Origin of the sequence: Parashewanella curva (assembly GCF_003675895.1) — a bacterium.
Classification (GTDB): domain Bacteria; phylum Pseudomonadota; class Gammaproteobacteria; order Enterobacterales; family Shewanellaceae; genus Parashewanella; species Parashewanella curva.
This window is the reverse complement of record NZ_ML014763.1, coordinates 62,606-87,984: the sequence shown is the minus strand read 5'-3', so window position 1 is coordinate 87,984 and position 25,379 is coordinate 62,606. Positions and strand designations below refer to the sequence as shown.

Sequence of the window (25,379 nt, the reverse complement as noted above, 5' to 3'; positions counted from 1 at the left end):
CAAACTGTAGCCAGCCTGAAACTGAATTTTATTCTTTGGCATGAGTTTCACCTAACTTCATAGTGAGCTTTCAGAAAATATAATCTGAATATGCTGAAGCTAGGCTGAAGTTAATGGGGAATCAGGTAAACATTTGACAACGCAGTTTAAACTAAAATAAACGCAGCCCTGTGGGTTACGCCTAAAATTCGCAAACTCTTTGTTACTCATCTTTCGTTTAGTCCACTAACTTTCATTCTTCGTGCCTTGATTTTGCGAATTTTAGGCTGTAACAAATCAAAAAGTCTTTAATTTGGAACGACTCTAGGCTTAATAAGTTATTAATTTGGTTATACATAGGTGAGGTTATAGATAGGTCAAATCACCTGTCAGGTGTGGCCGCTTACCTTTTTTGTCTCGCATTTCAAAACTCAACCCGTTCTCTTTAGTTTCATAATTAAAGGTAACAGAACCCGGCATAAACACTGGCAGCTTAAAAGCGACATCAATGCTAAAAGCTGAGCTTTCCAATTTTGACATTAATTGAGATAAACAAAATGCTTTTGACCACATGCCATGCACTAATACTTTATCAAAACCAAACCGCTTCGATAAAAAAGGATACAAGTGAATTAAATTGTAGTCTCCTGATGCGCTGGCATAACGTCGTCCTAAATCTTCAGGGATATCAGTAGTAGTGGCATTACCCCACGCAATGTTATTAGCACGAGGAGGACGAGCCCGATGTTTCTCTTCATTACGATATAAGTATGTTGAGCGAGATTCCCAAACCAGCTCTTTTTCAACCAGTGCTTTTGAGTAAAATACAAACTCGATACCCTTATCGGTGACTTCACTTTCTACTAACTCACAACTGCAAGTTATAGACTCATCAATAGTCACATTTCGATAATGAGTGATTTGATTTCTAAGGTGAATCAGACCTAAAAGGGGAAATGTAATCGCCTCATGAGTAAATAAGGTCGCATGAAGACGAAACATTACAATATGTAAATAGGTTGGTGGAAGAATTTGTCCATCAAACTCAAAACCACAGACTTCAGAATATCGCTTTGCACGGCGATGAGAAACCTTGACGTTTGATTGCGTAACAAGAATCGAGGGTAAGGCTTTACCGTCCCACCCCGGTTTTCTAACGAAAAAGATTTTGCGATAAAGCGATAAAAGTGATGGTTTGCCAGTTAACTCGACCTTGTACTGCATTTGAAATTGTTATCCTTTTTTCTGCGAACCAAACGCTAATTATACCTATAAAAAACATCCTTGTGCATAATTCCTATTTTTACACAGGCCTGGTTAAGCAAATTGAATCTCTTATAGCTTGAACTGTTGAATAGCGTGTTCAACCTCTTTCATGGTTTGCATGGCCTTTTCGCCCGAAGTTTTAAGGGTCTCACTGCCTTGTGCTGTTTGTTCTGCGATTACAACTATATTGCATAAATTGCTTGAAACACTGTCGGACACTTCAATTTGCTGCTTACTCTTCTCGCTAATACTTTCACTGGTTTGTTGAATACTTTTAACGCTACCTAGTACATCCTGGAGCGAATTAGAGAGCACGTCATTATTGCTCAAACATTGTCGAGTTCCAGCCTGCCCAACGGCCATCATCTCTCTTGCTTGTTCTGCTCGCTGTTGGATCTGAACAATGGTTTGATGAATATCAGTAATAGACTCTTGTGTTTTCATGGCCAATGAGCGCACTTCATCTGCTACCACAGAAAATCCACGCCCAGCCTCTCCAGCTCTTGCAGCCTCAATCGCCGCGTTTAAGGCTAATAAGTTTGTTTGTTCGGCAATTGTTTCGATCACCTCAAGTACGTTTCCAATCGCTTTACTTGAATCACTAAGTGAATGAATCACTTCTGCTGTTTCATCGACATTGAGATTGAGATCCCGAAGTGCTTTCGTGGCTTGCTCCAATAACAGCGTACTATTTTTAGTACCTGCCAAAATATTACCAGCTTGGTCAGTTGCTACAGAAACGTTTTCTCCAATAGTCGACATTGAGCAGACAACTGTATCAATTGATTGGCTGATCTGATTGATTTCAATTTTTTGTTTAGACGTTCCTTGTTGAGTTTGTTCGCTAATATCCTTAAATTCACAAAGCTGATCATCCATAATGGCAACAGACTCAGCTATATTTCGTACAGCACTTTGTATCTTCTCAATAAAACTATTAAATTCAGAAGAAAGCTGACCGATTTCATCTTTACGAGAAACATCTAACCTTCTTGTCAAGTCACCATCTCCTCGAGTTAACTCTACAACTGCAGAGGATAAGGCTCTGATTGGCGTCAATATATTATGGGTAACCCATAATGCCCACACAATGGCAATGACGGCGATGACCATCATCAAAATACCCATTTTTACTCGCTGAGATTCAATGCCTTGCTTAACATTCATCGCCATTTTTGATGATTCTTGGATGGTCTCCTCGATCAATGTCGTTAACTGGTTTTCGATTTGATGTTTTTGTCGCTCTAGAATGCGAATATCAATGAGCTGTGTTTGGTTACTCGCCAGTAGATGTGCTTCCATTCCCTTAAACCATACTTGAGCTGCTTGGTGAATGGCTTGTGATTGAGTGTGTATGGCATCCGTTAAGCTATTCTCTGTAGCTTGTAGCACTTGCAGTTCAAAACGCCTCTCTAAAGATTCAAAATGTTTCTTCACTTCATCCACTGGTTTAGGTTCTGTCATTGCCAAAACACGATTAGCGTAGGCTTCCAGCTCCAAAAAGGTTTCCCATGCTGCATGGCTGCTATTTACGGCTTTTAACGGTTGATTAAAAGCAAATACTGTTTGTTGTCCTTGTTCATTTAATTGCTTTAGCAAAAAAAGGCTTAATAAGCTAAATAGAAGTATTAATCCACCAAAACTCAGCAGTATTTTTTGTTTAATTTTCATTGTTAGATGCCCAGTTAATAAGGAAGTAATGGCAAGGTGATGACTTTATCTTCACCGGTCAGGGTTTTTAGAAATGCCACCAGCTGATCAATTTCTTGCTCTGAAAGCTGAACTGGTTGCATCAATGGAGACAAACTTGGGCGGGATGGTGTTTGTTTCATATAATGGCGAATAACAACATTTAAGTCATTCATGGAACCATCATGCATATATGGTGCTCGCTGACTGATGTTTCTCAAACTTGGGGTTTTAAACGCAAATTTATGAATCGGATTTTTTGTGATAACAAATCGACCTTCATCAATCGCATCGACTCCAATATCATGAAACTCATTGTCGGTAAAATTCCAACCAGAATGGCACGAAGCACAGCGAGCCTTACCAATAAATAATTCAAAACCACGTTTTGCTTCCGAATTGATAGCATTGTTATCGCCTTCAACCCAGCGATCAAACGGTGCTTCACCAGAAACAATGGTACGTTCAAAGGTAGCAATGGCCTTTAAAATGTTCTGCTCATTGATACCTGATGAACCAAACACTTCACCAAATAATGTTCGATATCCTTGCACTTTTTTAAGCCGTGCTACCACTTCAGGTAAAGTAATGTTCATTTCAACCGCTGCTTCAATTGGCCCTCTAGCCTGAGCTTCTAAGTCTTTCGCTCGTCCGTCCCAGAAAAATGACGCTCCCCAAGCCGCATTTATGATGCTCGGAGAATGACGTCCAAGTTGGGTATTTTGGCTGCCTACCGCTCTAGCAGTAGCATCTTCCCAACCAAAACTGGGGTTATGACAACTTGCACAGGTGAGGTTTCTATTGCGGCTTAATCTTGGATCAAAAAACAACATTTTCCCTAATGCCGCTTTGGGAGCGCTGTATGGATTTGATGCAGGAAAAGGAATGTGGTCGGGGCGTTTAAAAGCATCACTTGGTTTTGCTAACGATTGCCCCGAAATGAATAAGGCTCCCAATAGAAGAAAAATGCGGGCTTTCATATAGTTAATGTCTCTCTTTTCGAGCATATTATTATGGTCATTGTTTTATATCGAAAATAATAACAAAAACTTTAAGTGTATTTGCGGTATACAAGGCTAATAGGTTATAACTTGCGCACAAAATACCATCTTCTTTTAGTTTACATAGTTGTCAAATATGAGCTCACTCCCAGTTAATTTTAGCCATGTAGCAGTCTCTAACCATAAAGATGAGCTGTTAACATTAACTCAATCTCCACTGCCGCAGATTGCTTCTAATCAAGTACTTATCAAAGTTGCTGCCGCAGGTGTCAATGGACCGGATTTAGCACAACGACAAGGGATTTATCCTCCACCGCCTAATGCCTCTCCTATCTTGGGGTTAGAAGTCTCAGGCGAAGTGTGTGCTGTAGGTGACGAAGTTGTGCAATGGCAAGTGGGGGACAGAATATGCGCTTTAGTCCAAGGTGGTGGATACGCTCAATATGTTAGCGCTCATCAAGATCACTGCCTGCCTTTGCCTGAGTCTATTTCTCTGGTCCAAGGTGCAGCTTTACCCGAAACATTGTTTACGGTATGGGGAAATTTGTTCCAACGAGCCAAACTTAGCAGCTCTGACACCTTACTAATTCACGGTGCTTCAGGAGGTCTGGGCAACTGTGCAATCCAGCTAGCTAAGGCATTCGATGCAACGGTTATTGTAACTTCTGGAAGTAAAGAAAAGTGTCAACACTGTTTATCGTTAGGGGCTGACCACACTTTTGAGTATTCTTCCCCAACCTTGTTCAATGATATTTATGAAGTAACAGGACAGCATGGCGTATCTGTCGTATTTGATATGGCAGCTGGAGATTTTGTCAATTTGAACCTCAAACTACTTAAACATGAAGGTCGCATGGTAACCGTGGCACTACAACGTGGAATAACAGCCCAAGTGGACGTTTTCCGTTTAATGAGTAAGCGAATTACCTGGACGGGATCGACTTTGCGTCCCCAGCCCGATGAAATGAAAGCAAACATTGCAGCTGATCTAAAACAATTCGTCTTGCCTCTACTTAATCAAGGTTTATGTCTACCTCATATCCATCGCACTTTTGATTTATCAGAAGTGGAAAAAGCTCATCAATTGATGCTATCTAAAGCTCATGTAGGAAAAATTGTTTTAACTGTAGATTAGAGCTCTAAAGACTGTAAAACGGTTGTCATAATTCAATCTAATAATGTGGTTGTTTAGGGCTTTTTTGCCGCCATAAAAAGAAGCAAGAAAGTCAGCACGACCTGAACATTAACTACAAAAATTGCGTACTGGTGCAAAAAATTAACATTAAACTGTTATAAAAAACTTGAACCCTAAAAATTTTTGACTAAATTCGTATAAAGCTGATGGAATGGGGCTTTACCTAAATTGGCTTTTTGTAACCAATATTAACTGAATCACCGTTTTTGCATTCGTTACTTCATTCTTCGAATGCAAAACATTGTCGTCGGGTGGATTAAAAATCCCCCCTGAATGTATGTGTTGAATGAAGGGTGTTAGCATATATGAACAGCATGGACAAAAAACAACTTTGGTATGGCGAGCTGAGAACCGCTCGTGGAAATACTATTGTTATCCACGATCAGGCTTTACCTGAGGCCAGTCCCGGTCGTATTTATTTGTATAACTCAACCCGCGAATCCATCATCGAGTATGTCAAAGATATTGTTGAAAATAATTTGCACGATTTGGATAACGATAGCCTTGAAAAAGCACAAGCGAACTATGCTGAAGCATGGAAACAGGCCAAAGCGGAATTCATGAGTAAACAAAAGGGGAACTTAGATTTAAGTCCAGAGATTGCGCCCGTTGCTACCAAATCAGATGAGTCTATCGACATAGAAGAAGAACCTGAGATCACCGCTGATGTCGATGATCTTCGAAGTGATTGGACAGATGAAGAATACGAAGAGTAAACTTCTTACTCTTCCATTGTCTCAAACTCATACTGGCTGAGGTGATGATATTGCTCTCCCACCTCTAGCCAAGATTGTCCCAATAGTTCTGGTTGATTTGGGGCATCTGGACACAATTGCGGCTCTAAGCAAATCCCTTGATATTGTTTAAAGACTTGTCCTTGAGCACCTATCGTCCCTTGTAGAAAATTCGCAGTATACACTTGAACACCTGGTTGGTTTGTATACAAGGTCATCATTCTACCACTTTTAGGGCTGCTGATCCGGCCAAAACGAACCAAAGTTTCAGAAGTTTTTTCCATTAAATAACAATGGTCAAGTCCTTGAGTCGACTCTAAACTTGCATCAATCAAACGCTCAGCCAATAAACTGTCTTTACCAAAATTCAAAGCTGGCGTAACAGGTTCAATAGTTGAAGGGATCCCCTGCTCATCAGTTTGTAAGTATTTAGTACAATCGTTCTGCATCAGATGCTGAGCAACACTATCAGAACCATCAAGGTTAAAATAACTGTGTTGAGTTAAGTTCACTGGACAGGGTTTATCAGTCATTGCGATGATGTCAACCATCAAACTGTTACCATTAAGGCGATAATCAAGCTGCACTTTACAATTACCAGGAAACCCCATATCGCCATCAGGACTTATTAGGGTTAGCCTGACACCATCTTCTAATGTTTCTAGCTGCCATTGTTTTTGATTAAATCCAATACTCCCTCCATGTAAACAATTATCTTGGTTGTTTACATCAAGTTGGTAACACTGTCCTTGACGACTTAATTTTCCACCTTTAATTCGATTAGCAAACCGACCAGCTATCGCCCCCAAGTGAGCGTCTTGATCTAAATAAGCTTGAGCACTATCACATCCAAGTACAATATTTTGTCGTTCACCATGTCGGTCAGGAGCCCATAAACTCCGTATGATACCACCGAGACTTAGCACTTCTATTGCAAGGATACCATTATCAACAGTGACTCTTTGTATCTCTCCTCCACGAGGATCTTTCCATGGCTCTTTTTTTATTATTTTTATTATTTTTATCACTTAACTTTCCCTTAACCAGATCTTCGCTCACTCAGCGACTTTAGCTGCAGCCTCTGCGGCACTGCATAAATACACTTGTGCTTCAATGCCAGTTTGTGACAAGTATTGTGTCTCGACTGCTGTTACAACGTCATCTGTCAATTCATGCTCTACTAACGCAACAACACTACCACCAAAACCGCTGCCAGTTAATCTAACACCACCTCTATCACCGACTTGTTGCTGAATGATATCCACCAGCAAATCAATCTCTGGAATGCTCATTGCAAAATCATCTCGCATAGATTGATGGGATTGTGCCATTAACTGACTGAGCTTCTTTACATTACCTTGCTTTAAGGCTCTGGCTGCATTTTGAGTACGAGCGTTTTCGGTGATCACATGACGTGCTCTGTTATATAAATGTTCAGCTAACTGGTTTTGATGCTGCTTCAGTTGAGACTCCGATATATGACGTAAACTTTCCAAACCAAAATATTCAGCCACTTGCTGACATTCATTTTTACGTAATTGAAACTTTCTCTGTACGTCTTGCGCGTATTTGCCAGAATGGACAATGATCAAACTCAGGCTGTCTGGAATCGTGACCGCTTCATAATCTAAATCTAAGCAGTCAATCAACAAGGCTTGATTAGACTCGGCGAGTGCACTGATCATCTGATCTTTCATGCCGCAGGTACGCGCCATAAACTGGTGTTCCCCCCGCTGAGCGAGTTGCGCGATAGCCAAAGGCGACAAAAATAAATGACTGGCATCATTTACCGCAGTACCAAAAGCAATTTGTAATGCCGCCGATGACGAAAAGCCGTGCTCTACTGGTATATCACTAATAATGGCCACATCTACACCTGTAGATTCTAGTCCTGACATTGCCAGTGCAGCAGTAAAGCTTTTTAAATAATGACTCCAGTGAAACTCTTTGCTTTCAAGATCTTCTTGCCCAAATGTCCACTCAACAAAGTCTTCTGAATCGATATCTGTTACAACCCGAAACAAGTTATCTTCGCGGTGTTTCACTGCTACAAGGACTCGAAAATTCACAGCAGCGGGTAACACAAACCCTTCGTTATAATCTGTGTGCTCGCCCATTAAGTTAATACGTCCTGGTGCTTGAAAGCAGGCATCCGGACTGGTACCAAATGTTCTTACAAATAATTTAGTTGCACGTTGTGTTGGCGAGGGCATATAACTTCAAGATTCCCATGGTATTGATATTTGGGAGAGGCTTAACTTTCAAGAGCATTAATACCCTTCGCCCACCTCTCATCAAATAATAAACCGTTAACACTTCAATGGCGTCTACCGGCTATAATTATCATATTATTAACCTGAGTTATATCATGCTTCAAAGCGAGATGTCACTAGGGGGCCTTCCCAATTAAAGACTTTTTGATTTGTTACTCCCTAAAATTTGCAAAATCAAGGCACGAAGATTGAAGTTTAGTGGATTAAACGTAGTAACGACAGCAGTGTATGTCGGTCAATCAAAAATCTAATTGGGAACGCCCCCTATTTAACCTGAGCTCTGTATAAAGAAATCAACAACGGTTTGGTTTCAAAAAGAAAAAGTAATATTGAATCTACAGTGCTGCTAGTTGCAAGTAGTTCAAGGCAGAACAGTCCGTAATAGCTGGTCTATTTCGGGCTGTTCTAACAGAGAAATACGGGTAAGTAGCTGTGCTGTAGAGGTTTGCTTATGCAGAGCTGAGGTTAATTAACTAGAACAACCTAATCTATCATCGTAACTCGATCCTGCAACGCCAATGGCTCTGTTTTAGATATTCTAGCTGATTCAGTTGACGGGTATTGCAACCACAGTCGGCTTAGCATCAAGGTAAATACTACTGTGGCGGCTAAGGTAATGGCCATCAGATGGATATAGTGTAATCCCCATGGCTGCCACACAAAAGTAAATACCGAATACAGAGCCACTCCAAACACTAAACCTATTTTAATCGCTGTAGCATGAACGTTTTTAAACATCAAAGCGCAAATAAATGCAGCGAGTACCGGCATAGAGTATAAACCATTGAGCTGTTGTAAAAATGCAATGATGCTGGATGCTTTAGCAAAAATTGGCACTAAACAGAGTGAGAGCACGGTAAATAACAACGCAACCCGAGTACCGATTTTTCTTGGATCGGCATCAGCATTAAAATAGTTTTGGTGAATATCACAGGTATAAAGAGCTGCTGCAGAGTTCAAGCATGAGTTAAATGAACTCAACACAGCACCGGCTATCACAGCAGCAAACGCACCTGAAAGCCAGTGAGGTAAAATGTCGCCAACTAACTTACCATAAGCCACATCACCCACATCACCATAAAGTTTTAACGCCACAATACCAGGAAGTACGACGACCAGCGGGGTAAGAAATTTAGTAAATACCGCACCGTATAACCCTTTTTGCGCTTCTCTTACCGACTTAGCCGCTAACGCCCGCTGGGTGATCACCATATTGGTTCCCCAATAGAAGATCTGAATGAAAATCATCCCTGTAAACAATGTTGGCCATGGGATATCAGAAGTGTTATCACCAATTAATGTAAGGCTACTTGCTGGGATGCCGGAAAAATCCCAATGAATCGCGTTCATTGCAAGATAAGAGACAATAAGACTCATGACGATCAAGCCAACACCGTTAAGAGTATCTGAAATCGCAATTGCTCGAAGACCGCCAAAAATAGCATAGACTGCTCCCGCCACGGCGAACAAAATGGCGATCACTATAATCGGAATATGAAGTCCAAACATGGATTTCATGAATAGAGAACCTGTATATAAAACGACAGGAAGTAGGATGAAAGCATACCCAAGCATAAACAGCACAGAGACCATAGCTCGAATGCCTTTATCATTATATTTACGCTCAAGTAATTCTGTAGTTGTGGTGCAATTGTATTTGTAATAAATGGGAATAAGCCATTTCGCTAAAATTAGCAGCCCTATGGCGGCGGCAATTTCCCACCATGCAACCAATAGTGTTTGAGCGCCATTCATTCCAACAATCTGCTCAGCACTGATATTGGTCATCATCAAAGAGCCAGCGACAACCACCCAGTTTAAGCCACCGCCAGCGAGAAAATAATCTTTAGTATCATTGGGATCACGCTTTACTTTTTTGCATCGAACATAAGTGATGAGTGCCACTAACAAAGTTAAGCCTAAAAATACGCTTACTTGGATGAATGCATCCATTGTTAACTCCTACTTTATCAATCTCTGCTCTGCAAACTAAAACCATAATGACACGGTCACTTTCGCGTCCCCTATGGCGTATCGAGAGCTAGTTAGGCTGCCATATTTCCCTCGCAATTTGTTGGATATCCTGTTCACTGTAAATTGGCAGTAAATTAAAACGAAATGTCATTTTTTTTGCAGGGATGCGATAAGCGTCATGCACTGGTCTTCCCCACGAAGTATCTCCACCGACGCCCATTTGCTTGGCATCAATGTTCCACGTCATGAACTCCCGAAACGGTATTTCGCCACCATGATTCTGAGTGACGGGCACTAAGCCAGAAGCGGAATTCGAAGCATCGCCCGTTCTAAAGTCAATGTCTGACAACGCAAAAGGCCAGAGACTGGTTTGTAATTCTTTGCTTGCTACCGCTAATAATCCAGATTGCTTTTCGTCGGTTACCGCAGCGTATCTAACCTCGGTACGCTGCCCAGTTTCCTGTGGTCGAGAATAGCGATGAAAAGCCTGTTCAACAGGAAGGTGATACCAACCTAATGGATTACCTGAATACCTATCAGCATAGGTTTCTTCTGGACCACGACCAAAGTAATGTAAAAAACGTTGATTGAACGGCAACTGAGTCGTAAAGCCAAATTTGGGTAAATCGGCCAAGCCATCAACTAGAGGAACAAATTGAGCTTCGACAGCTAAAGCGCCATGAGCACCTATGCGATAATTTGTGATTAACTCAAACTTTTTTGATGGATGCAGATGATGGGTCGTAACTCCATAATCACCATTTGAATGAATATCGTTAAGCGTTAACTCTGTCCCAGCATCTTGCCAAAAGTCAGCCCATTTAGGCATGCCATTACCGAGATCATTGTCTGTGGGAGCTCGCCAAAAATTTACCTTTAATGGCTGCTTTAACAGTGGCTTCCCCTGATGAATGATTTGCTCTAGCCAGCCAGAATGCCGATTAAATTGATAGCGAACCTCAGCTGCAGTAACCAATAACTCAATTTGATCACCAGAGCTGCCTAACTCAGGTTTGAGCATAAAATCTTGCTGTGGTTTAGCCTTTGCTAACTGAAATTGCTCAAAAGCGATTAAATGATCATTGGGTAATAGCGGTTGCGGTTGATTTACTTTGGCTTCGATCAGTAAGTGGTATTCAGTATGGGGATCAAATTCTGTATCAATAGGCAATTGTTGTTTGATTTGTTGATGGGCTGCAAGCTTTGGCATTGAACGACGCTGAGTTTTAACCGTGACACCATCTTTTTGCACATGCCAAACCAAATCAAACCCATTTAGATCGATAAAGTTATAGTGATTGTTAATGGTGATAGTAGCCACACCTTTATCAAAGCTAAAATCAGTAAATTGAATGGGCTGATAAACTTTTTTAACTTCGGATAAATGTGGATGTGGATTTCGATTAGGATCAACTAGCCCATTATTTAAAAAGTTACCATCTGTAGGCATTGTCGGATGATAGTCATTACCATAAGCCCAATACTTTTGGCCTTTAGCGTTTACTTGCTCAAGAGATTGATCCACCCAATCCCAAATAAAGCCACCTTGTAAATTGGGGTAACGTTCAATCACGTTCCAATAATCTTGCAAATTACCAACAGAGTTCCCCATAGCGTGAGCGTACTCGATCATAATAAGTGGTCTATCTTTATGCTTTTTGGCGTAACTTTCGATTTTTTCAATCGAAGGATACATAGGAGCATAAATATCCACATATTCAGACAAACCTGCTGGCTCATATTGTACAGGGCGACTGGGATCTCGCTGTTTGATCCAATGTGCCAATGATTCAAATAATTCGCCCTCACCGGCTTCATTACCTAAAGACCAAATAATGATAGAAGGATGATTTTTATCCCGCTCCACCATGCGCTTCACTCTGGCTAAATGCGCCGGTAGCCAGCTCATTTCATTACCAATTTGAGTGTCATCACTAATGGCTAGAGGGTGAGATTCAATATTGGCTTCATCGACTACATACAAGCCATATTTATCGGTGAGTTTTAACCAATATGGATCGTTAGGGTAATGGCTCGAACGCACCGCATTAATGTTGTTTTGCTTCATCAAGCGTATGTCTTGCAGCATTCTCTCCTTGCTCACAACATGCGCCGTTTGAGGATCGGTTTCATGGCGATCCACACCTCGAATACGGATCGGTTGATGATTAACCCGCAGCTGCCCCTTGTGAATGTCGACTTTACGAAAACCTATCTTTTGGCTGCTACTTTGTAATAGCTCACCTTGCTTATCGTATAAATTCATCATCAATTGATATAAATGCGGGGTTTCAGCTGTCCATAAGATAGGAGCGTTCAGGATGGCTCTAAAACCTAATGAGCCTTTAGCTGTTAGTGTGTTAGATTGACGTTCACTGGCAACAACTTTTCCAACCGGAGAAAATATCTGGTACTCCAATTGAATGGCTTTAGGCGAATCGTGATTAACGAGATCGACAGTTAAACTCAGCTGAGCAGTATCAAGCTTACTATTCAATTGGTAAGCGGCATCAATATCTGCAATTCGCTGCTTTTCTGTGGCATACAAGTACACATCACGCTCAATACCCGATAAACGCAGCATGTCTTGGCTTTCAAGGTAACTGGCGTCACTCCAGCGGATCAATTGCATACCAATCACATTCTCATCCGCTTTAAGTGCGTGGGTGATATCGAACTCTGCTGGCGTTTTAGCGCCTTCGCTATAGCCGATATAGCTATCATTTAGATACACTGTTAATGCCGAGCGAGCTGCACCGACATGTAAAAAGATTTGCTTATCTTGCCAACTATCAGGCAGCGTAATCACTTTTCGGTAACTGCCCGTTGGATTATATTTTGTAGGCGCTTCAGGCCACTTTGTATCAAAAGGATAACGCTCGTCTAAATAAATGGCATGGCCATACCCTTGCGCTTCCCAATTGGCAGGCACTTGAATTGAAGTCCAATCTTTTGTTGAAAAACCTGCTTGAGTGAAGCCTTTAGGCGCTTTTTGAGGATTATCAGCAAAATGAAATTGCCAAATACCATTTAAATCAAAGTAATTGGGGCTTTTACTGGACTCGTCTTTTATCGCCAGTAAAGAGGAAGAATAAGGAAAAAAGCTGGCATGAGGCGGTAATTTATTATCCTCAAAGCGCAAGTGATCCCGCCACGGCTCTTTGGCGCATACATCAGTTCCTAAAATGCTTCCCACTAACCAGATACTCGATAGCAGGCTATTTTGAAATTTTCCCATGCCTTCCTCTTTTTTTACGCAAAAATCTTCCTTAACTCGTGCGTACTAGTTACGATTCCAAACAATGGTGAGATACCGATTATCAGGGCTCACTGCGATACGATAAGGACTGTGATGTCGTGCTGAGGGTGGCGTAATCTCTGCTACTGACTGCCAACTCATTGGTATCGTCGAAGAAGGCTTTTGCTCTAAACGCCAAGCTCTTAGCTCAGTGCCATCCAAATTGAATAACCATGCAGATTGAGTTAATGCTTGACCGCTCCAAGCATAGTCTTCATTTCCTGAACCTAAACTGACTATCTCTTGATGACTTTTCCGTATCGGATCAAATACAGTAACCACCTGATCACCGTTCATTTTCTTTTTCACATAACTAAAACGTTGCTGATTGGGAACAACATGAATACTCCTACCCACATGATCAGTCACAAAATGACGCTCATCGGCTTGCTGTCCTTTAGGCTCGAAGTAAAGCGCATGAGCATAGCGCGCCCACAATAACGTCCCCAGTTTTGAATGCACCGCATAATAACCAGATGGGATCAAACTGTTGATGGCACGCTCTCTTGGTTTGCCCCCTTTTTGAAGCCAAACGCTCTGATGCGGGACACCTTGCTCTACGACATATTTCAAGCCTTCGGATGTCTCATTCGGGGAAAATTCGCTTTCATCTGGTGTATTTGTTATTTGGTAAATGTCACCATTAAAAAATTGATATTGATAAATGTCGGTATGAGCACCACTTCGATTAGAAGAAAAGAAGATGGATTGCCCATCTAATGCAAAACTGGCTTGGTTATCATAACCATCACGATTGGTGACAGCTTGACCTTTGCCGATTGACCATTGCTGGGTCTTGGTATCAAAACTTAAAGGATAAATTGAAATATCGGTGCCTGTCGCAAGAACACCTTGTGCAATCCAAAAACTTGCTAGCGCTAAACTGAGTTTTATTTTCATATTATTGCTCTTGTATTTAACAAAATAACAACACAATAACTAAGTTTTATAGGATTGTATACAATCTAAACCAAAGCACATTAGGGCGTGTTGATCTTTCGTGTTTATTTTTTCAGCGATAAATTGGTTATCTTATGCAAGGCAGAGTTTGTGAAGTGTGGCTGCCCCACATAAGCAGACGATAACGCAGCAAAAGTGACCAATTTACGCTGTCTTCGATGCTTTTGAGCACTTCCTGTTCTGTGTTGTGAGCAGCTCACTTAGATGACTAAGCTTCACTGCTCATGCCTTGAACAGAAAAGTGCTCAAATAGCACAAAATTTAATCCTGAAAGATCAACACGGCCTAGAGGCCGTATATGGTCTCTAGTAATGGTTAGTAATAATTAATCATTTGAAAAGTATCTGTTAATTTGAGTGTTGTAGTATTAAGGAAACTGTTCACGATAGGTGCGCAATTATGTCAGCAACTCCATCACCCCATTCGTCAGCGCCCACGTCCCCAATAGTTGAGGGTGCCGTGAACATGCTGGCTGCAGAATTGGTTGCCAAAACAGTAAGTCTACTGGCAGTACATACCGTCACCCCAATAAAAACAAATCAAGGTCTAAGCGAATTTCATACCGATTCCTCACAAGCAGCGACTTCTGATAAAAAACAAGATGTCGTAGCAAGCTCGGAAGTATCTAATCCAAAGAAACAAACTAGACTGAAAGCAATTCGTGAAAGCCATATGAAACTCAATCTTACAGATCTGACTGCTGCAGCAAAAACTAACCCTCTTGATAAAATACTCGTTTCTACTCAGAAACCAGAAGGCGTTGATCTACAAATATGGGAGCTGTCACACCTAGCACCTTTAATTTCAGAGACTGTTGATAATAATTTAAAGGTTGGATATTTTGCTTGGGATTTGGACGATGTAATGATTCAGCAAGACCTCAAGACTTATGAGCAACAATATACCGAAGCAGGAAGTCTAGACGACAAATTAAAATTGCTAAAATCAACTTTTCCGAATTCAAGGTTTATTCTTTTAACCCATACAGAGGGAGAATCAAACCTCAAATCTAAGCTACAAACACTACAGCCCTCATTTCCTTGCTCAGAATTCGATTCATTCGAACCTAAAAGTCGATTTGAGCCTCGGAATAAAGGTGAAATGCTAAAATCCAGATTAGAAAAACTTGAGAGGGAATCGAAAGAGCTTTTAATTATATTCATTGATAATGATTCTAGTAACTTAAAAGATGTGAAGAAAATATACGGTGACAGAGTGATAACGGTTCAATATTTAGGCTCGACAGAAAATATGCTAGCAATTCAAATGTCTAAAAAACATTGTGACACGATAACCGGACTATGGGGAAAGTGCTTAGGGACAGATACATTAAGCCAGATCTATAGAGAACTATCGCCACTTTATAGACAATGGCACGAAAATATTTATGCTGAAAAACGCAAAAAAGAATTAGTTAAATTTCCTGCTTAGCCGACCCCCTTGATCAGGTTAGGGCACGCCCTAACCTTTAGATGTAACTTTTCTTCAAAAAATATCTATCATGATCGAGGGTGATCCCTGAAGCAATACCAATGACATCAAACCCCAAGGATTGATAAAAGTCTGGTGCTTGAACCGCTAAAGTATCCACTTGAGCCATAACACAGCCTCGATTTATGGCTTCAGTTTCGGCTAGCTCCATCAGTCGACGCCCGATACCTTGCCCTCTTGCTATTTCATCGACCCATAATACTTCGATGAAAAAAGTTTGGTATATGGTTCGACCTGCTACACCACCAATGACTGTTTGGTTATCGTCACGCAAAACCACTGAGAGTGGTTGAGAAACTTCACCAGCCAATTTTTGTTTGTTGTATTCGCGCACACCTGAAACGAGGGCATCGTAGGTATTCGTATCGTGTTCATGAATGACTTCGATCTTCATTTCGTTTTCCTTGTCATTACAAAAAAGTGGGCATTTGCCCACTTTTCAAGTCATCGATTGATGTTGTTATTTATGGTGTCTTTCGACTTTGCGCAACCAACCTTCTGGTGCTTCACGTAAACCATTTTGAATATCTGTATACACCGTATAAATGCGTTTGATGTGTGGGCCAACTTCTCCATCACCAACAATGACTTCACGACCATCTTCAAACACGTACGAACCGACAGGGGAAACCACGGCAGCAGTACCAAAGCCACCCGCTTCAATAATTTCACCAGACTCGATATCAGCGATGAAATCATCAAGTAAGATGGTTTCTTGTCTAACTTCACATTCAAGTACGTCACCTAAAGCCAAAATCGATTCGGATGTGATCGATTTTAAGATGGTGTCGGTAAATTCAGGAATAACAATGGTGCCGTCTTTACGAACGTGAAAGTGATTCATCGCCCCGACTTCTTCAAGCTTGGTGTTAGTTGAATCTAGATACAATACTTGCGCTGCTCCATGCTCAGCTGCTGATTGAGTCGCACGCAATGAGGCGGCATAGTTACCCGCCGCTTTAGAGGCACCAGTACCACCAGAAACTGCACGATGATAGGTTTTACTGATCAACAAACGTAAAGCATTGTTAAAGCCATTTGCGTAATAAGCACCACTAGGGCTTAACATGACACAGAAGGTGTATTTGTTACTGATCCCTAAAGATAAACGATCTTCTGTAGCAAAAATAAACGGGCGGATATAGAAACAAGCGCCCTCTTGCTGTGGGAACCACAAACGCTCAACATCTATAAGCGCATGTACGGCTTGATCTTGAATGCTTTCATCCAAATTAGGAATACAAACAATGTCGCCAGAACGATTCAATCGCTTGGCATTTTTGTCGATGCGGTAGGTATAAATTTCGCCATCTTCATGCTGAAATGCTTTTGCACCTTCAAAAATAGACTGACCATAGTGAATGCACATAGCCCCTGGCATCATATCCATCGCACCGTAAGGAACGATGCGTGCATTACTCCACTCACCATTTTCATAATCCATCAAAAACATATGATCGGTTCTAAGCACACCAAAGCCGACATTTTCTTCTGGAGTAAAAGGCGTGGAACGTCGTTCTGACTGCGGTTTTAGTTGGTAATCTATTTTCATCTTTATTGGACATCTACATATAAACTAAAGGGATTCAAAGCAGACTAGAAATCTGCGTGACCAAAGTCAAGGAAACCCTCAATTTCGTGACCGAAATAAACACATATTCTTTACTAATAACTTTACAGGTTTCAAACAGAGCGTTATTTGTTGGCTACAATTAACAGTCAGTAAGGATACAGTCGTCACTGAATATAATCAGCAAAAACGAGGAGCCACTATGAAATACACTCTTGTTTTACTTCTATCACTATGCGTACCTACACTTGCTCAGGCTCAAACTAAAGATCAGCAAATTGAGCAGCTCAAACAAGAAGTCAAAAGCTTAAAACATCAGCTACGAAAACTAAAACAAGGCTTAAACCAACCGACTGACTCTACGCAAACTCTCAATATTAATCGCAATGCCAACCGCACCCAGTGGGGTTGCTATTTAGATGATGTCAAAGCAGGCAACTTTTACGGAACAGGCAGTACTGAAGCAGAAGCGAGAGGGAAAGCGTTACAAAAATGTAGTGCCAAAGGCGGTGCTTGTTTTGATATTGATGTGAAATGCAGCCAATCGAATTAATCCTTATCCCTGATTACCGAAGCAATATAATCCTGCTCCTCCTCATTTAATATGGGAGGTTTTTGCTTTGAGCTATTAGTAGATTCATTTCTTTCTACATGCATATTTATCAATTGCTGTAATCGATATAAAGTGAGTAAATACAAAGAAAGTAGCCAAGTAAAATGCATAATGACTTCTACAGTGCTCTCAAGCTTCCAGTTCAACAACTGAACGAACACTAAGCCCGGAACGGCCAATAACCAATTCACGAAAATAAAACCCGTAACGACATATAACCAATGACAAGCTTGATTCGTACTAAGAGAAGTCTGCGTTTTTTGTGACTGATATTTATAGCCCCCCAGTAACCGATACATGAGTACCAAATACACCCCAACTTGAATAAAAAGTAAGATGGGCAGAGTTTCAGACACTCTCTCTATCCCCGAAAACCACACAATGGTCTTAGGATTCTGGAACGAATGAGTGACAATACTGGGATCAACAACATAGGCCATTAATACGAAAACAACGATGATACAAGCTGAAATGAAGTGAGGGTTCTTACGCTCTGTCGCATTTTGTTCTGGATACAAACTAACAACATAATACTGGTAGCAAAGAGGAAGGATAAACAAACTAGCGCTAGCAGTAACGACACCAAAAAAAGTTCGCCAAGGTTCAGGGAACACTACCCCTAACACTCCATCGATAAAAAATAAACATAACAAGCCAAATATCGCGCTTAACATAATTCGCTGAGATGTTGGTTTTCGCCAACTGCTTCCCAAAAAAACCAAACACTGTAATAAACAATGTAACCCCGCAATCAGGGATAGCCACCAATAAGCTTGTTCAATAAATGGGAGTGTTGAGGTCACAGTTGGCTCCTAGGCGATCCCGTAGCTCATGTGTTTAAATTCTGTACTTTTAAAGGTTTTCAGTATTATTATTACAGCCAAAAGGAACAGCTTCCCTCATGGAGACAACAATAATGCTGGCAAAACTAAGTGTAGTCATTTTTCTTGTGGCTTTAGGAATTTATTTATATTCACGAAACAAGAGTACACCTTCAGACGTAGAAATAAATTCTGAGCTAGAAGCAGAAATTAAGGTCGCTCTCAGCGCTGAAGAAACAGCACCTCCTGAAACAGAAACTCCGCCTAAAATACATATTGAGCTTGATTGGGCTAATGAAAAATTAAAGTCAGCCGTGAGTGAATGGCAAAGCACTCAAGAGCCCGAACAACAACTTTTATACTTAAATCAAGCGATCACCGAATGCTATAAACAGCGAAAATTTCGACAATATTGTATTTATGGGCAATCAGTACATCACTCTTTTTTAGCCCTGATCCAATCACAAGTCGATTCGTTTTCAGAAAAACAAGCAAAACACGCAGGGGTAAGTTTTATGCAGCTAGCAAGCTTATCTCAAGAATCAGGTCATTATGAGCAAGCCATCTCACTGTGTGAGCAAGCACTAACATACAAGCTAACAGATGGAACGATTACAGGCTTTGAAGGACGCATCACTCGTATAAAACGAGCACAAGAAAAAAGCAACGCTGAATAATCCCTGAAAGTTGTATCTTCAAGTATCGCCTGTATGAGTATAAACTAGGGGCAATAACCAATCGCTTTGGGATATGTTGTGCCCCATCCTCTTAAAATTTATCAACTTACACTCGATAAACCAAACCTGTGTTTGTATTTTCGCTCTGACATCGAATTTGACAGTTTTGATGTGTTCGCCACAGCTTTTTGTTCAGCCATCGACAGCCGAGTGATTCAAAAACATTGGGGAGCCGATCGCCATCAATGGCAATTGGATTTCGAAGGCTGTTTATTCAATCTCAATTACGAATTTTATTCCGATAGCTGCTGGCTTAGTATTGAACATACTAAAGATTTGGATACCTTAATTTATCTACAACAACTATTGAATCCTTTGGTTCAATCAATGCCACACGCTCTGGAGGCTAACAATGGTGAATGATACAGTGTCACAGCCCAACCATGACGATGGTAAGCACTTCCCTATCGGGGCAGAGTTTCATTATCAATCTCTCACTCCAGATAATATTTTAGATGCCATTGAAAGTATTGGGATCTATCCAGAAAGTGGCTTACTCGCCCTTAACAGTTATGAAAATCGTGTTTACCAATTTCGCTGCGATCAAGGTGAAAAGTATGTGGTCAAGTTCTACCGACCAGAACGCTGGAGTAAAGAACAAATTCTCGAAGAACATGAGTTTTCTTACGAACTTGATGACGCCGAAGTGCCATTAGCCCTACCGCTAACCATCAACGGCAATACATTACACCACTATCAAGGGTTTGACTTTGCTTTATTTAAATCCATTGGCGGGAGAGGCTTTGAAGTTGACAATATAGAGCAGCTTGAAATGGTGGGGCATTTTATTGGCCGTTTACATCAATGCAGCCGTCGTAGCCATTTTCAACACCGTCTGGGTTGTAGCCCTGAGCTTCTTGGTATTGAGCCTATGCAATGGTTGGCTCAGTCAGGGCATATTCCAAATTCGCTGCATGAAGCATTTTTTACCATCGCTCACCAAGTACTCGATACAGCCAATGAGATTTGGCAAAGTGTTCCCACCAAACACATACGTTTGCATGGGGATTTACATCCAAGCAATATCTTATGGACACCCGATGGCCCAGGCTTTGTAGACTTAGATGATGCCCGCAGTGGCCCTGCAGTACAAGACCTGTGGATGATGCTCACAGGCGATCGCCAGCAACGTACTATGCAGTTAGACATTCTACTGGAAGCCTATGGAGAGTTTAGTGACTTTGATATGAAAGAACTTAAACTCATCGAGCCACTAAGAGCACTAAGAATGCTCAACTATAATGCATGGATCAGTCGCCGCTGGGATGATCCCGCCTTTCCGATGCATTTCCCTTGGTTTAATACCCAAAAGTATTGGGAAGGGCAAATTCTTGCTTTTAAAGAACAGCTATCTGCGTTAAATGAACCAGCTTTAAGCTTAACGCCCTATTAATTTGTAACAAATTACGCATAATTATTGAATACACCGTACATCCATATTATGTTTGTACTCCTTATAACTCTAGATGTTTGTTTATAGGTCTAAAAATGAAAAAATTTCTATTAGTAGCGGCCGTATTACTCATGTTCCCGCTATTATCTCAAGCTGCACAATATAAAGAAGGTGTCCACTACAGCGTTATTAAAGGTCAACAAAAGACCGACAAGCCTGAAATCACCGAATACTTCTCGTTTTTTTGTGGTCATTGCTACCAATTCTCACTTAACGTATTGCCTAAACTTGAAAAGGGTTTGCCAGCAGGCGTGACCTTTAAGCAAAGCCACGTTGACTTTATTGGTGGTCAAATGGGTCAAGAGCTAAGCCGTGCTTTTGCTGTAGCTGAGCAACTGGGCGTAGAGAAGAAGATGGAAAAGGCGATTTTCAGAGCAATTCACGCTCAACGTCAGCGTCTAACCAACCGTGATGATGTTCGTAAGATTTTCATTGCTAATGGGGTTTCAGGTAAAGATTTTGATTCTGCGATTAATTCGTTCATGGTGAATGCCAGAGTAGCTCAAATGCGTCGTGCCGCTCAAGATGCTCAAATCAATGGCGTACCGGATCTTGTGGTAAATGGTGTCTACAAAATTGAAAAAGGTGCTATAAAGTCTTGGGATGAGTATCTAGCTATCGCGTTTTGGTTAGCGAAAAATAAATAGTTTTGAGAACACTTTTTAGGGAGCTGCGGCTCCCTTTTTAATTGAACAAACAAAAATAATAAGGACGTTATACAAATGAAAAAATTGATTCTAGCATTAACAGCAATAATCTCATTTTCAAGCTTTGCTGACAGCTTCAAACAAGGCACACACTACACTAAACTAGAAAACCCAGCTCCAACAGCCCAACCTACCGTTACCGAATATTTTTCATTTTACTGCAGTCATTGCTACCGCTGCTCAAAAACCATTGTTCCAAATATAAAGCAAGCCTTACCTTCTTCAATTAGCTTTAGACAAGTTCATACCTTTCCCAACCCTGTTACTGAACAGCTAAGCAAGACCTTTGTATTATCTGAGCAACTAGGAAAAGCACCTCAAATCGAGGCCGCTATTTTTGATGCCATTCACAAACAAAAATATCGACCAAAAACTAAAGAAGAGGTAAAAAAGCTGGCAATCAACTCAAGAATAAAAGCTGAAAGCTATTCTCAAACTGACTCATTTATGGTCGCAACTAGAGTAAAAAAACATGGTCGAGAATTGAAACAATTTGATATTCAAGTCATACCGACCCTAGTTATCAACGGTCAATACAAAATCAATTTGCAATCTGTGAAATCTGATCAAGAATTATTGGCATTAGTAAAGTATTTGACCACAATTTGACATCAAATATTCACAATAAAAAGCGAAACTTTTTCCGCCGCTACAGGTCTATATATTCGTGACTTATACTGATCCATAGAGCGTCACAACAAGTATTCTAAAGACATGAATGTCGTGAGGTTTCAAAATGAGAAGATTTCCTGTTTATTCACCAAAATTGATAGCTAAACACGTTCGAATTTTTGCAAAGGGCGTCATTTGGGTAAAAGACTTAGGAGTGATCTACTTTGATGGTGGTAAGCTTATGATCCCAAGGTGGTGTAGACCTAAGGTGAAACAAGCCATTACTGAAATGAATGCCTTAATTTTAGCTGAAAAGCAATCTATACAGACTTGTAGAGTAAGCGGTTAGAGAGAATAGTATCGATGCCTTAGAGTTTCCCCCAAGGCATCGATTAGATGTAAGTACTAACCATAAATTTCTTAAGATTTTATCGAGCCCATTTTCAGCCCCCTTCTGCGTTGCAATTCCTCACCATAGTTACGCTATGGCTCGTCATCGCACCTTGAATGGCACTAAACCTGAACTCGATAATTTTCAAACAACTTATCGTCAGGTACTTTTTAAGCGTCAATATCTTCGTTTAATAAGCCAACTAAACCGCTCACTTTATCATTCCAAGAATTCAGTTCACTTTGTAGCTGCTCTATTTTCGCCGTCAGTTCAGCATTTTTTTGCTTTTCTTCATCAAGCTCCATTTTTTGCAGCTCAATAGTTTCTACAGTGGCTTTAATTTTCGCTTCCAGTTTTGACAATAATTCTAAGCTCATGGAACTCTCTTCAATAACTAAATGATGAGGCAATTTTATCAGTGGTAATGGTTAATTGAGAAGCGTTTTCCATAACAATTGGAAACTTTTCTTAGCAATGTTAGTTAATTGTCAGTAACCTAAGATAACTCCTAACCTTTCAATCAAGTTTTTGACTCCAATATGACCACTCCTATTATTTCTCTTTTACCATTATTTTTAACGCTCATCTTAGCATTAACGGTAAGAAATACTTTACTTGCATTGGGGGTTGGTATTGTCAGTGGTAGCTTTATTCTCAATCACTTTTCTTTAGTCGCCTCCTTAGAGCATTTGAGCCGATTACTGATTGAGCAATTTTACCAACAAAGTCAATGGCAAGCTTGGCACCTCAACGTACTTGCGACCATGATATTACTTGGGGTTATGACCAAGCTACTTTCAAGAAGTCATGCTGTGGATGAGTTTAGCAACTGGCTTCACAACAAAATTCTAACCCCAAGACAAGCTAGGTTAGGCATGGTGTTCTTAGGCTGGTTTGTATTTATTGATGGTTTGTTTAGCTGCTTAGCGGTCGGAAACATTTGCCAACCTTTATCCAAGAAATATGGAGTGAAGTCAGAGCAGCTTGCCTATTTTGTTGACTCGAATGCCTCGCCCGTTACCTCTCTGATACCGTTTTCCAGTTGGGGGCCCTACGTAATTGCTATCTTGGCAAGCATGACATTTTTATCCGGTTCAGCCTTTAGTAATTTTGTCGACATCGCGCAAATGAATTTTTACGCCATAAGCACTTTGATCATTTCGGTTTTGGTTGCATGGTTTGGTATTGGCTTCGGCGCAAGTCCTAATAAAAAGACAAACGAGAACTATGTTGCAGACTCTAATAAGCAAGGATCACCTTGGTTGTTGCTATTACCTATTTTAGCCTTATTGGTAGGCTCACTCGGCCTAATGTTACTTTCAGGAGCAATGGCAACGGACAGTACACAGCTAGATCAATGGCTGGCTCATGCCGATATTGGCAGCAGTATGAGAAATGCGAGTTTATTTGCTGTACTGCTCACCTTGTTACTTCTCAAAACTAGCGGACGCAAATTCAATGCCTTACTCAAGGATACTTGGATAGGGTTAAACACCATGACCTTTGCTTGCAGTATTCTGCTTTTCACTTGGCTGATTGGAACGATTGTCAAAGAACTCTCTATTGCAGCCATCCTAGCTGATTGGGCTCAACAGCATTTATCCAGTCAATTTCTATTAAGTGGATTATTTCTTTTGTGTGCCACAATGGCCTTTGCCACAGGCTCAAGTTGGGGCACCTTTGCCATTATGCTGCCGATTGGTGGTGAAATCGCGCATATTATTGATCCTCAATTGTTATTACCCGCCCTCAGTGCCGTCATGGCAGGCTCAGTATTTGGTGATCATTGCTCTCCAATTTCTGATACTAGTGTACTCAGTGCCACCAGCAGCGGCTGCACACCTCATCAACATGTAGTCACTCAACTGCCATTTGCATTTGTAGGTGCCTTTTCTACATTGGTAGGGTTTCAACTGCTAAATTTGTCGTTGGGATATGGAGCAGCTCTTTCTGCTGTCGTTTGTAGTTGTTCGCTATTTCTTTTAAGCATGCAAAAATTTAAAGAACTGCGCTCTCAGAGAGCCATTTCGTAGTTATACTCTTGATACTTGAAGATGCAACTTTCAGGGTTTGTTCAGCATTGCATTATTCGAGGGGTGAAAGTGCAGAACTAGCGAGCTAATTTAAGCTTTCACAACAGAGAAAAATCAATGCTGAAAAGCCCACTTAGTGCGAGTTAAGATAGAATAAATCCATGATCCAGATTTCAGCCCGAGTCCATATACCTGAATCAGAAGTCGAATGGCAATTCGTTCGTGCCAGTGGCACTGGCGGCCAGCATGTTAATAAGGTATCTACTGCAGCAGTTCTTATCTTTGATATTAAGGCTTCCAGCCTACCTGAGTATTACCAGCAAAGACTGCTCTCTAAAGCCGATCACCGAATAACCAAAAGCGGAAAAATCATCATAAAAGCGCAATCGACTCGCAGCCAAGATGACAATCGTCAGCAAGCGTTAGCGATGTTTATTGAGCTGGTAAAATCTGTCACCGTCGTCCAGAAAAAACGCATTGCCACAAAACCAACACGATCCAGCCAAACCAAACGAATGGATAAAAAAAAGCAGCGAGGACAAACCAAAAGCTTACGCAGTAAGAAAATTCCTTTGTGATTTG

At 40.9% G+C, this 25,379-nt stretch carries 24 protein-coding genes; 12 read left to right on the top strand and 12 right to left on the bottom strand.

Annotated elements, in window-relative coordinates; translation table 11 throughout:
- Positions 1-345: 345 nt before the first annotated feature.
- From D5018_RS06510 to D5018_RS06500, 3 genes are all read right to left on the bottom strand, one after another.
- On the bottom strand, positions 346-1,203 hold the full coding sequence (locus D5018_RS06510) for a MaoC/PaaZ C-terminal domain-containing protein (RefSeq protein ID WP_121838203.1): 858 nt from the start codon (positions 1,201-1,203) through the stop codon (positions 346-348).
- Positions 1,204-1,314: 111 nt separating this feature from the next.
- On the bottom strand, positions 1,315-2,916 hold the full coding sequence (locus D5018_RS06505; protein WP_121838202.1) for a methyl-accepting chemotaxis protein: 1,602 nt from the start codon (positions 2,914-2,916) through the stop codon (positions 1,315-1,317).
- Between the two features lie 14 nt (positions 2,917-2,930).
- Positions 2,931-3,914 (bottom strand): cytochrome-c peroxidase, encoded by a 984-nt coding sequence (locus D5018_RS06500; RefSeq protein WP_121838201.1) that lies wholly within the window; start codon positions 3,912-3,914, stop codon positions 2,931-2,933.
- A gap of 157 nt (positions 3,915-4,071) precedes the next feature.
- Here D5018_RS06500 and D5018_RS06495 point away from each other — a divergent pair, with 157 nt between their 5' ends.
- A complete protein-coding gene (locus D5018_RS06495) occupies positions 4,072-5,070 on the top strand; it encodes an NAD(P)H-quinone oxidoreductase (RefSeq protein WP_121838200.1) in 999 nt (332 codons plus the stop codon).
- Positions 5,071-5,435: 365 nt separating this feature from the next.
- Positions 5,436-5,846, top strand: a complete 411-nt coding sequence (locus tag D5018_RS06490; RefSeq protein ID WP_121838199.1) for a hypothetical protein — start codon at positions 5,436-5,438, stop codon at positions 5,844-5,846.
- 5 nt (positions 5,847-5,851) lie between these two features.
- Here D5018_RS06490 and D5018_RS06485 read toward each other — a convergent pair whose 3' ends face one another.
- The 5 genes from D5018_RS06485 to D5018_RS06465 form a co-directional block, all read right to left on the bottom strand.
- Positions 5,852-6,883 carry an aldose epimerase family protein gene (locus tag D5018_RS06485; protein ID WP_121838206.1) on the bottom strand — a complete coding sequence of 344 codons (1,032 nt, stop codon included), beginning with the start codon at positions 6,881-6,883 and terminating at the stop codon, positions 5,852-5,854.
- Between the two features lie 36 nt (positions 6,884-6,919).
- Positions 6,920-8,077 (bottom strand): galactokinase, encoded by a 1,158-nt coding sequence (gene galK, locus D5018_RS06480; RefSeq protein ID WP_121838198.1) that lies wholly within the window; start codon positions 8,075-8,077, stop codon positions 6,920-6,922.
- A gap of 543 nt (positions 8,078-8,620) precedes the next feature.
- A complete protein-coding gene (locus D5018_RS06475) occupies positions 8,621-10,090 on the bottom strand; it encodes a solute:sodium symporter family transporter (protein ID WP_121838197.1) in 1,470 nt (489 codons plus the stop codon).
- Between the two features lie 88 nt (positions 10,091-10,178).
- Entirely contained in the window at positions 10,179-13,349 is a 3,171-nt protein-coding gene (locus tag D5018_RS06470) for a glycoside hydrolase family 2 TIM barrel-domain containing protein (protein ID WP_121838196.1), read from the bottom strand.
- Positions 13,350-13,394: 45 nt separating this feature from the next.
- Entirely contained in the window at positions 13,395-14,309 is a 915-nt protein-coding gene (locus D5018_RS06465; RefSeq protein ID WP_121838195.1) for a TolB family protein, read from the bottom strand.
- A gap of 459 nt (positions 14,310-14,768) precedes the next feature.
- Between D5018_RS06465 and D5018_RS06460 the strand changes: the two genes are divergently transcribed.
- Positions 14,769-15,800 carry a DUF2608 domain-containing protein gene (locus D5018_RS06460; protein ID WP_121838194.1) on the top strand — a complete coding sequence of 344 codons (1,032 nt, stop codon included), beginning with the start codon at positions 14,769-14,771 and terminating at the stop codon, positions 15,798-15,800.
- A gap of 37 nt (positions 15,801-15,837) precedes the next feature.
- On the opposite strand, the gene D5018_RS06455 is transcribed toward D5018_RS06460, so the two are convergent.
- Together D5018_RS06455 and D5018_RS06450 are read right to left on the bottom strand one after the other, a co-directional pair.
- Complete coding sequence (locus D5018_RS06455; protein ID WP_121838193.1) at positions 15,838-16,254, bottom strand: GNAT family N-acetyltransferase; 417 nt, start codon at positions 16,252-16,254, stop codon at positions 15,838-15,840.
- A gap of 66 nt (positions 16,255-16,320) precedes the next feature.
- Entirely contained in the window at positions 16,321-17,412 is a 1,092-nt protein-coding gene (locus tag D5018_RS06450) for a branched-chain amino acid aminotransferase (RefSeq protein WP_121838192.1), read from the bottom strand.
- A 220-nt stretch (positions 17,413-17,632) separates the two neighbouring features.
- Between D5018_RS06450 and D5018_RS06445 the strand changes: the two genes are divergently transcribed.
- Positions 17,633-17,983: a hypothetical protein gene (locus D5018_RS06445; RefSeq protein WP_121838191.1), complete on the top strand. Its 351-nt coding sequence runs from the start codon at positions 17,633-17,635 to the stop codon at positions 17,981-17,983.
- On the opposite strand, the gene D5018_RS06440 is transcribed toward D5018_RS06445, so the two are convergent.
- Positions 17,980-18,846 (bottom strand): hypothetical protein, encoded by an 867-nt coding sequence (locus D5018_RS06440; protein ID WP_121838190.1) that lies wholly within the window; start codon positions 18,844-18,846, stop codon positions 17,980-17,982. The genes D5018_RS06445 and D5018_RS06440 overlap by 4 nt on opposite strands.
- 113 nt (positions 18,847-18,959) lie before the next feature.
- Between D5018_RS06440 and D5018_RS06435 the strand changes: the two genes are divergently transcribed.
- The 6 genes from D5018_RS06435 (at position 18,960) to D5018_RS06410 (ending at position 22,722) form a co-directional block, all read left to right on the top strand.
- A complete protein-coding gene (locus D5018_RS06435) occupies positions 18,960-19,541 on the top strand; it encodes a hypothetical protein (protein WP_121838189.1) in 582 nt (193 codons plus the stop codon).
- Positions 19,542-19,619: 78 nt separating this feature from the next.
- Positions 19,620-19,964 carry a DUF3630 family protein gene (locus D5018_RS06430; protein ID WP_243637394.1) on the top strand — a complete coding sequence of 115 codons (345 nt, stop codon included), beginning with the start codon at positions 19,620-19,622 and terminating at the stop codon, positions 19,962-19,964.
- Positions 19,954-20,994, top strand: a complete 1,041-nt coding sequence (locus tag D5018_RS06425) for a serine/threonine protein kinase (RefSeq protein ID WP_121838188.1) — start codon at positions 19,954-19,956, stop codon at positions 20,992-20,994. Before D5018_RS06430 ends, D5018_RS06425 begins: the two co-directional genes overlap by 11 nt.
- Positions 20,995-21,089: 95 nt before the next feature.
- Positions 21,090-21,701 carry a thiol:disulfide interchange protein DsbA/DsbL gene (locus tag D5018_RS06420; RefSeq protein ID WP_121838187.1) on the top strand — a complete coding sequence of 204 codons (612 nt, stop codon included), beginning with the start codon at positions 21,090-21,092 and terminating at the stop codon, positions 21,699-21,701.
- 75 nt (positions 21,702-21,776) lie between these two features.
- Positions 21,777-22,370: a thiol:disulfide interchange protein DsbA/DsbL gene (locus D5018_RS06415; RefSeq protein WP_121838186.1), complete on the top strand. Its 594-nt coding sequence runs from the start codon at positions 21,777-21,779 to the stop codon at positions 22,368-22,370.
- 127 nt (positions 22,371-22,497) lie between these two features.
- Positions 22,498-22,722 (top strand): DUF1107 family protein, encoded by a 225-nt coding sequence (locus D5018_RS06410; RefSeq protein ID WP_121838185.1) that lies wholly within the window; start codon positions 22,498-22,500, stop codon positions 22,720-22,722.
- 212 nt (positions 22,723-22,934) lie between these two features.
- Here the strand turns inward: D5018_RS06410 and D5018_RS06405 are convergent, their stop codons facing one another.
- Positions 22,935-23,141, bottom strand: a complete 207-nt coding sequence (locus D5018_RS06405) for a cell division protein ZapB (protein ID WP_121838184.1) — start codon at positions 23,139-23,141, stop codon at positions 22,935-22,937.
- Between the two features lie 162 nt (positions 23,142-23,303).
- Between D5018_RS06405 and D5018_RS06400 the strand changes: the two genes are divergently transcribed.
- Positions 23,304-24,797, top strand: a complete 1,494-nt coding sequence (locus D5018_RS06400) for a Na+/H+ antiporter NhaC family protein (protein WP_121838183.1) — start codon at positions 23,304-23,306, stop codon at positions 24,795-24,797.
- A 161-nt stretch (positions 24,798-24,958) separates the two neighbouring features.
- Positions 24,959-25,375 (top strand): alternative ribosome rescue aminoacyl-tRNA hydrolase ArfB, encoded by a 417-nt coding sequence (arfB, locus tag D5018_RS06395; protein ID WP_121838182.1) that lies wholly within the window; start codon positions 24,959-24,961, stop codon positions 25,373-25,375.
- Positions 25,376-25,379 lie beyond the last annotated feature (4 nt).

Excerpts from the sequence above, each read along its gene's own strand:
- D5018_RS06475 (WP_121838197.1), bottom strand. The coding sequence starts at position 10,090 with ATGGATGCATTCATCCAAGTAAGCGTATTTTTAGGCTTAACTTTGTTA.
- D5018_RS06415 (WP_121838186.1), top strand. The coding sequence starts at position 21,777 with ATGAAAAAATTGATTCTAGCATTAACAGCAATAATCTCATTTTCAAGC.
- D5018_RS06405 (WP_121838184.1), bottom strand. The coding sequence starts at position 23,141 with ATGAGCTTAGAATTATTGTCAAAACTGGAAGCGAAAATTAAAGCCACT.
- D5018_RS06435 (WP_121838189.1), top strand. The coding sequence starts at position 18,960 with ATGCTGGCAAAACTAAGTGTAGTCATTTTTCTTGTGGCTTTAGGAATT.
- D5018_RS06465 (WP_121838195.1), bottom strand. The coding sequence starts at position 14,309 with ATGAAAATAAAACTCAGTTTAGCGCTAGCAAGTTTTTGGATTGCACAA.
- D5018_RS06450 (WP_121838192.1), bottom strand. The coding sequence starts at position 17,412 with ATGAAAATAGATTACCAACTAAAACCGCAGTCAGAACGACGTTCCACG.
- D5018_RS06495 (WP_121838200.1), top strand. The coding sequence starts at position 4,072 with ATGAGCTCACTCCCAGTTAATTTTAGCCATGTAGCAGTCTCTAACCAT.
- arfB (WP_121838182.1), top strand. The coding sequence starts at position 24,959 with ATGATCCAGATTTCAGCCCGAGTCCATATACCTGAATCAGAAGTCGAA.
- D5018_RS06505 (WP_121838202.1), bottom strand. The coding sequence starts at position 2,916 with ATGAAAATTAAACAAAAAATACTGCTGAGTTTTGGTGGATTAATACTT.
- D5018_RS06455 (WP_121838193.1), bottom strand. The coding sequence starts at position 16,254 with ATGAAGATCGAAGTCATTCATGAACACGATACGAATACCTACGATGCC.
- D5018_RS06445 (WP_121838191.1), top strand. The coding sequence starts at position 17,633 with ATGAAATACACTCTTGTTTTACTTCTATCACTATGCGTACCTACACTT.
- D5018_RS06500 (WP_121838201.1), bottom strand. The coding sequence starts at position 3,914 with ATGAAAGCCCGCATTTTTCTTCTATTGGGAGCCTTATTCATTTCGGGG.
- D5018_RS06425 (WP_121838188.1), top strand. The coding sequence starts at position 19,954 with ATGGTGAATGATACAGTGTCACAGCCCAACCATGACGATGGTAAGCAC.
- D5018_RS06410 (WP_121838185.1), top strand. The coding sequence starts at position 22,498 with ATGAGAAGATTTCCTGTTTATTCACCAAAATTGATAGCTAAACACGTT.
- D5018_RS06420 (WP_121838187.1), top strand. The coding sequence starts at position 21,090 with ATGAAAAAATTTCTATTAGTAGCGGCCGTATTACTCATGTTCCCGCTA.
- D5018_RS06400 (WP_121838183.1), top strand. The coding sequence starts at position 23,304 with ATGACCACTCCTATTATTTCTCTTTTACCATTATTTTTAACGCTCATC.
- D5018_RS06470 (WP_121838196.1), bottom strand. The coding sequence starts at position 13,349 with ATGGGAAAATTTCAAAATAGCCTGCTATCGAGTATCTGGTTAGTGGGA.
- D5018_RS06460 (WP_121838194.1), top strand. The coding sequence starts at position 14,769 with ATGTCAGCAACTCCATCACCCCATTCGTCAGCGCCCACGTCCCCAATA.
- galK (WP_121838198.1), bottom strand. The coding sequence starts at position 8,077 with ATGCCCTCGCCAACACAACGTGCAACTAAATTATTTGTAAGAACATTT.
- D5018_RS06510 (WP_121838203.1), bottom strand. The coding sequence starts at position 1,203 with ATGCAGTACAAGGTCGAGTTAACTGGCAAACCATCACTTTTATCGCTT.
- D5018_RS06490 (WP_121838199.1), top strand. The coding sequence starts at position 5,436 with ATGAACAGCATGGACAAAAAACAACTTTGGTATGGCGAGCTGAGAACC.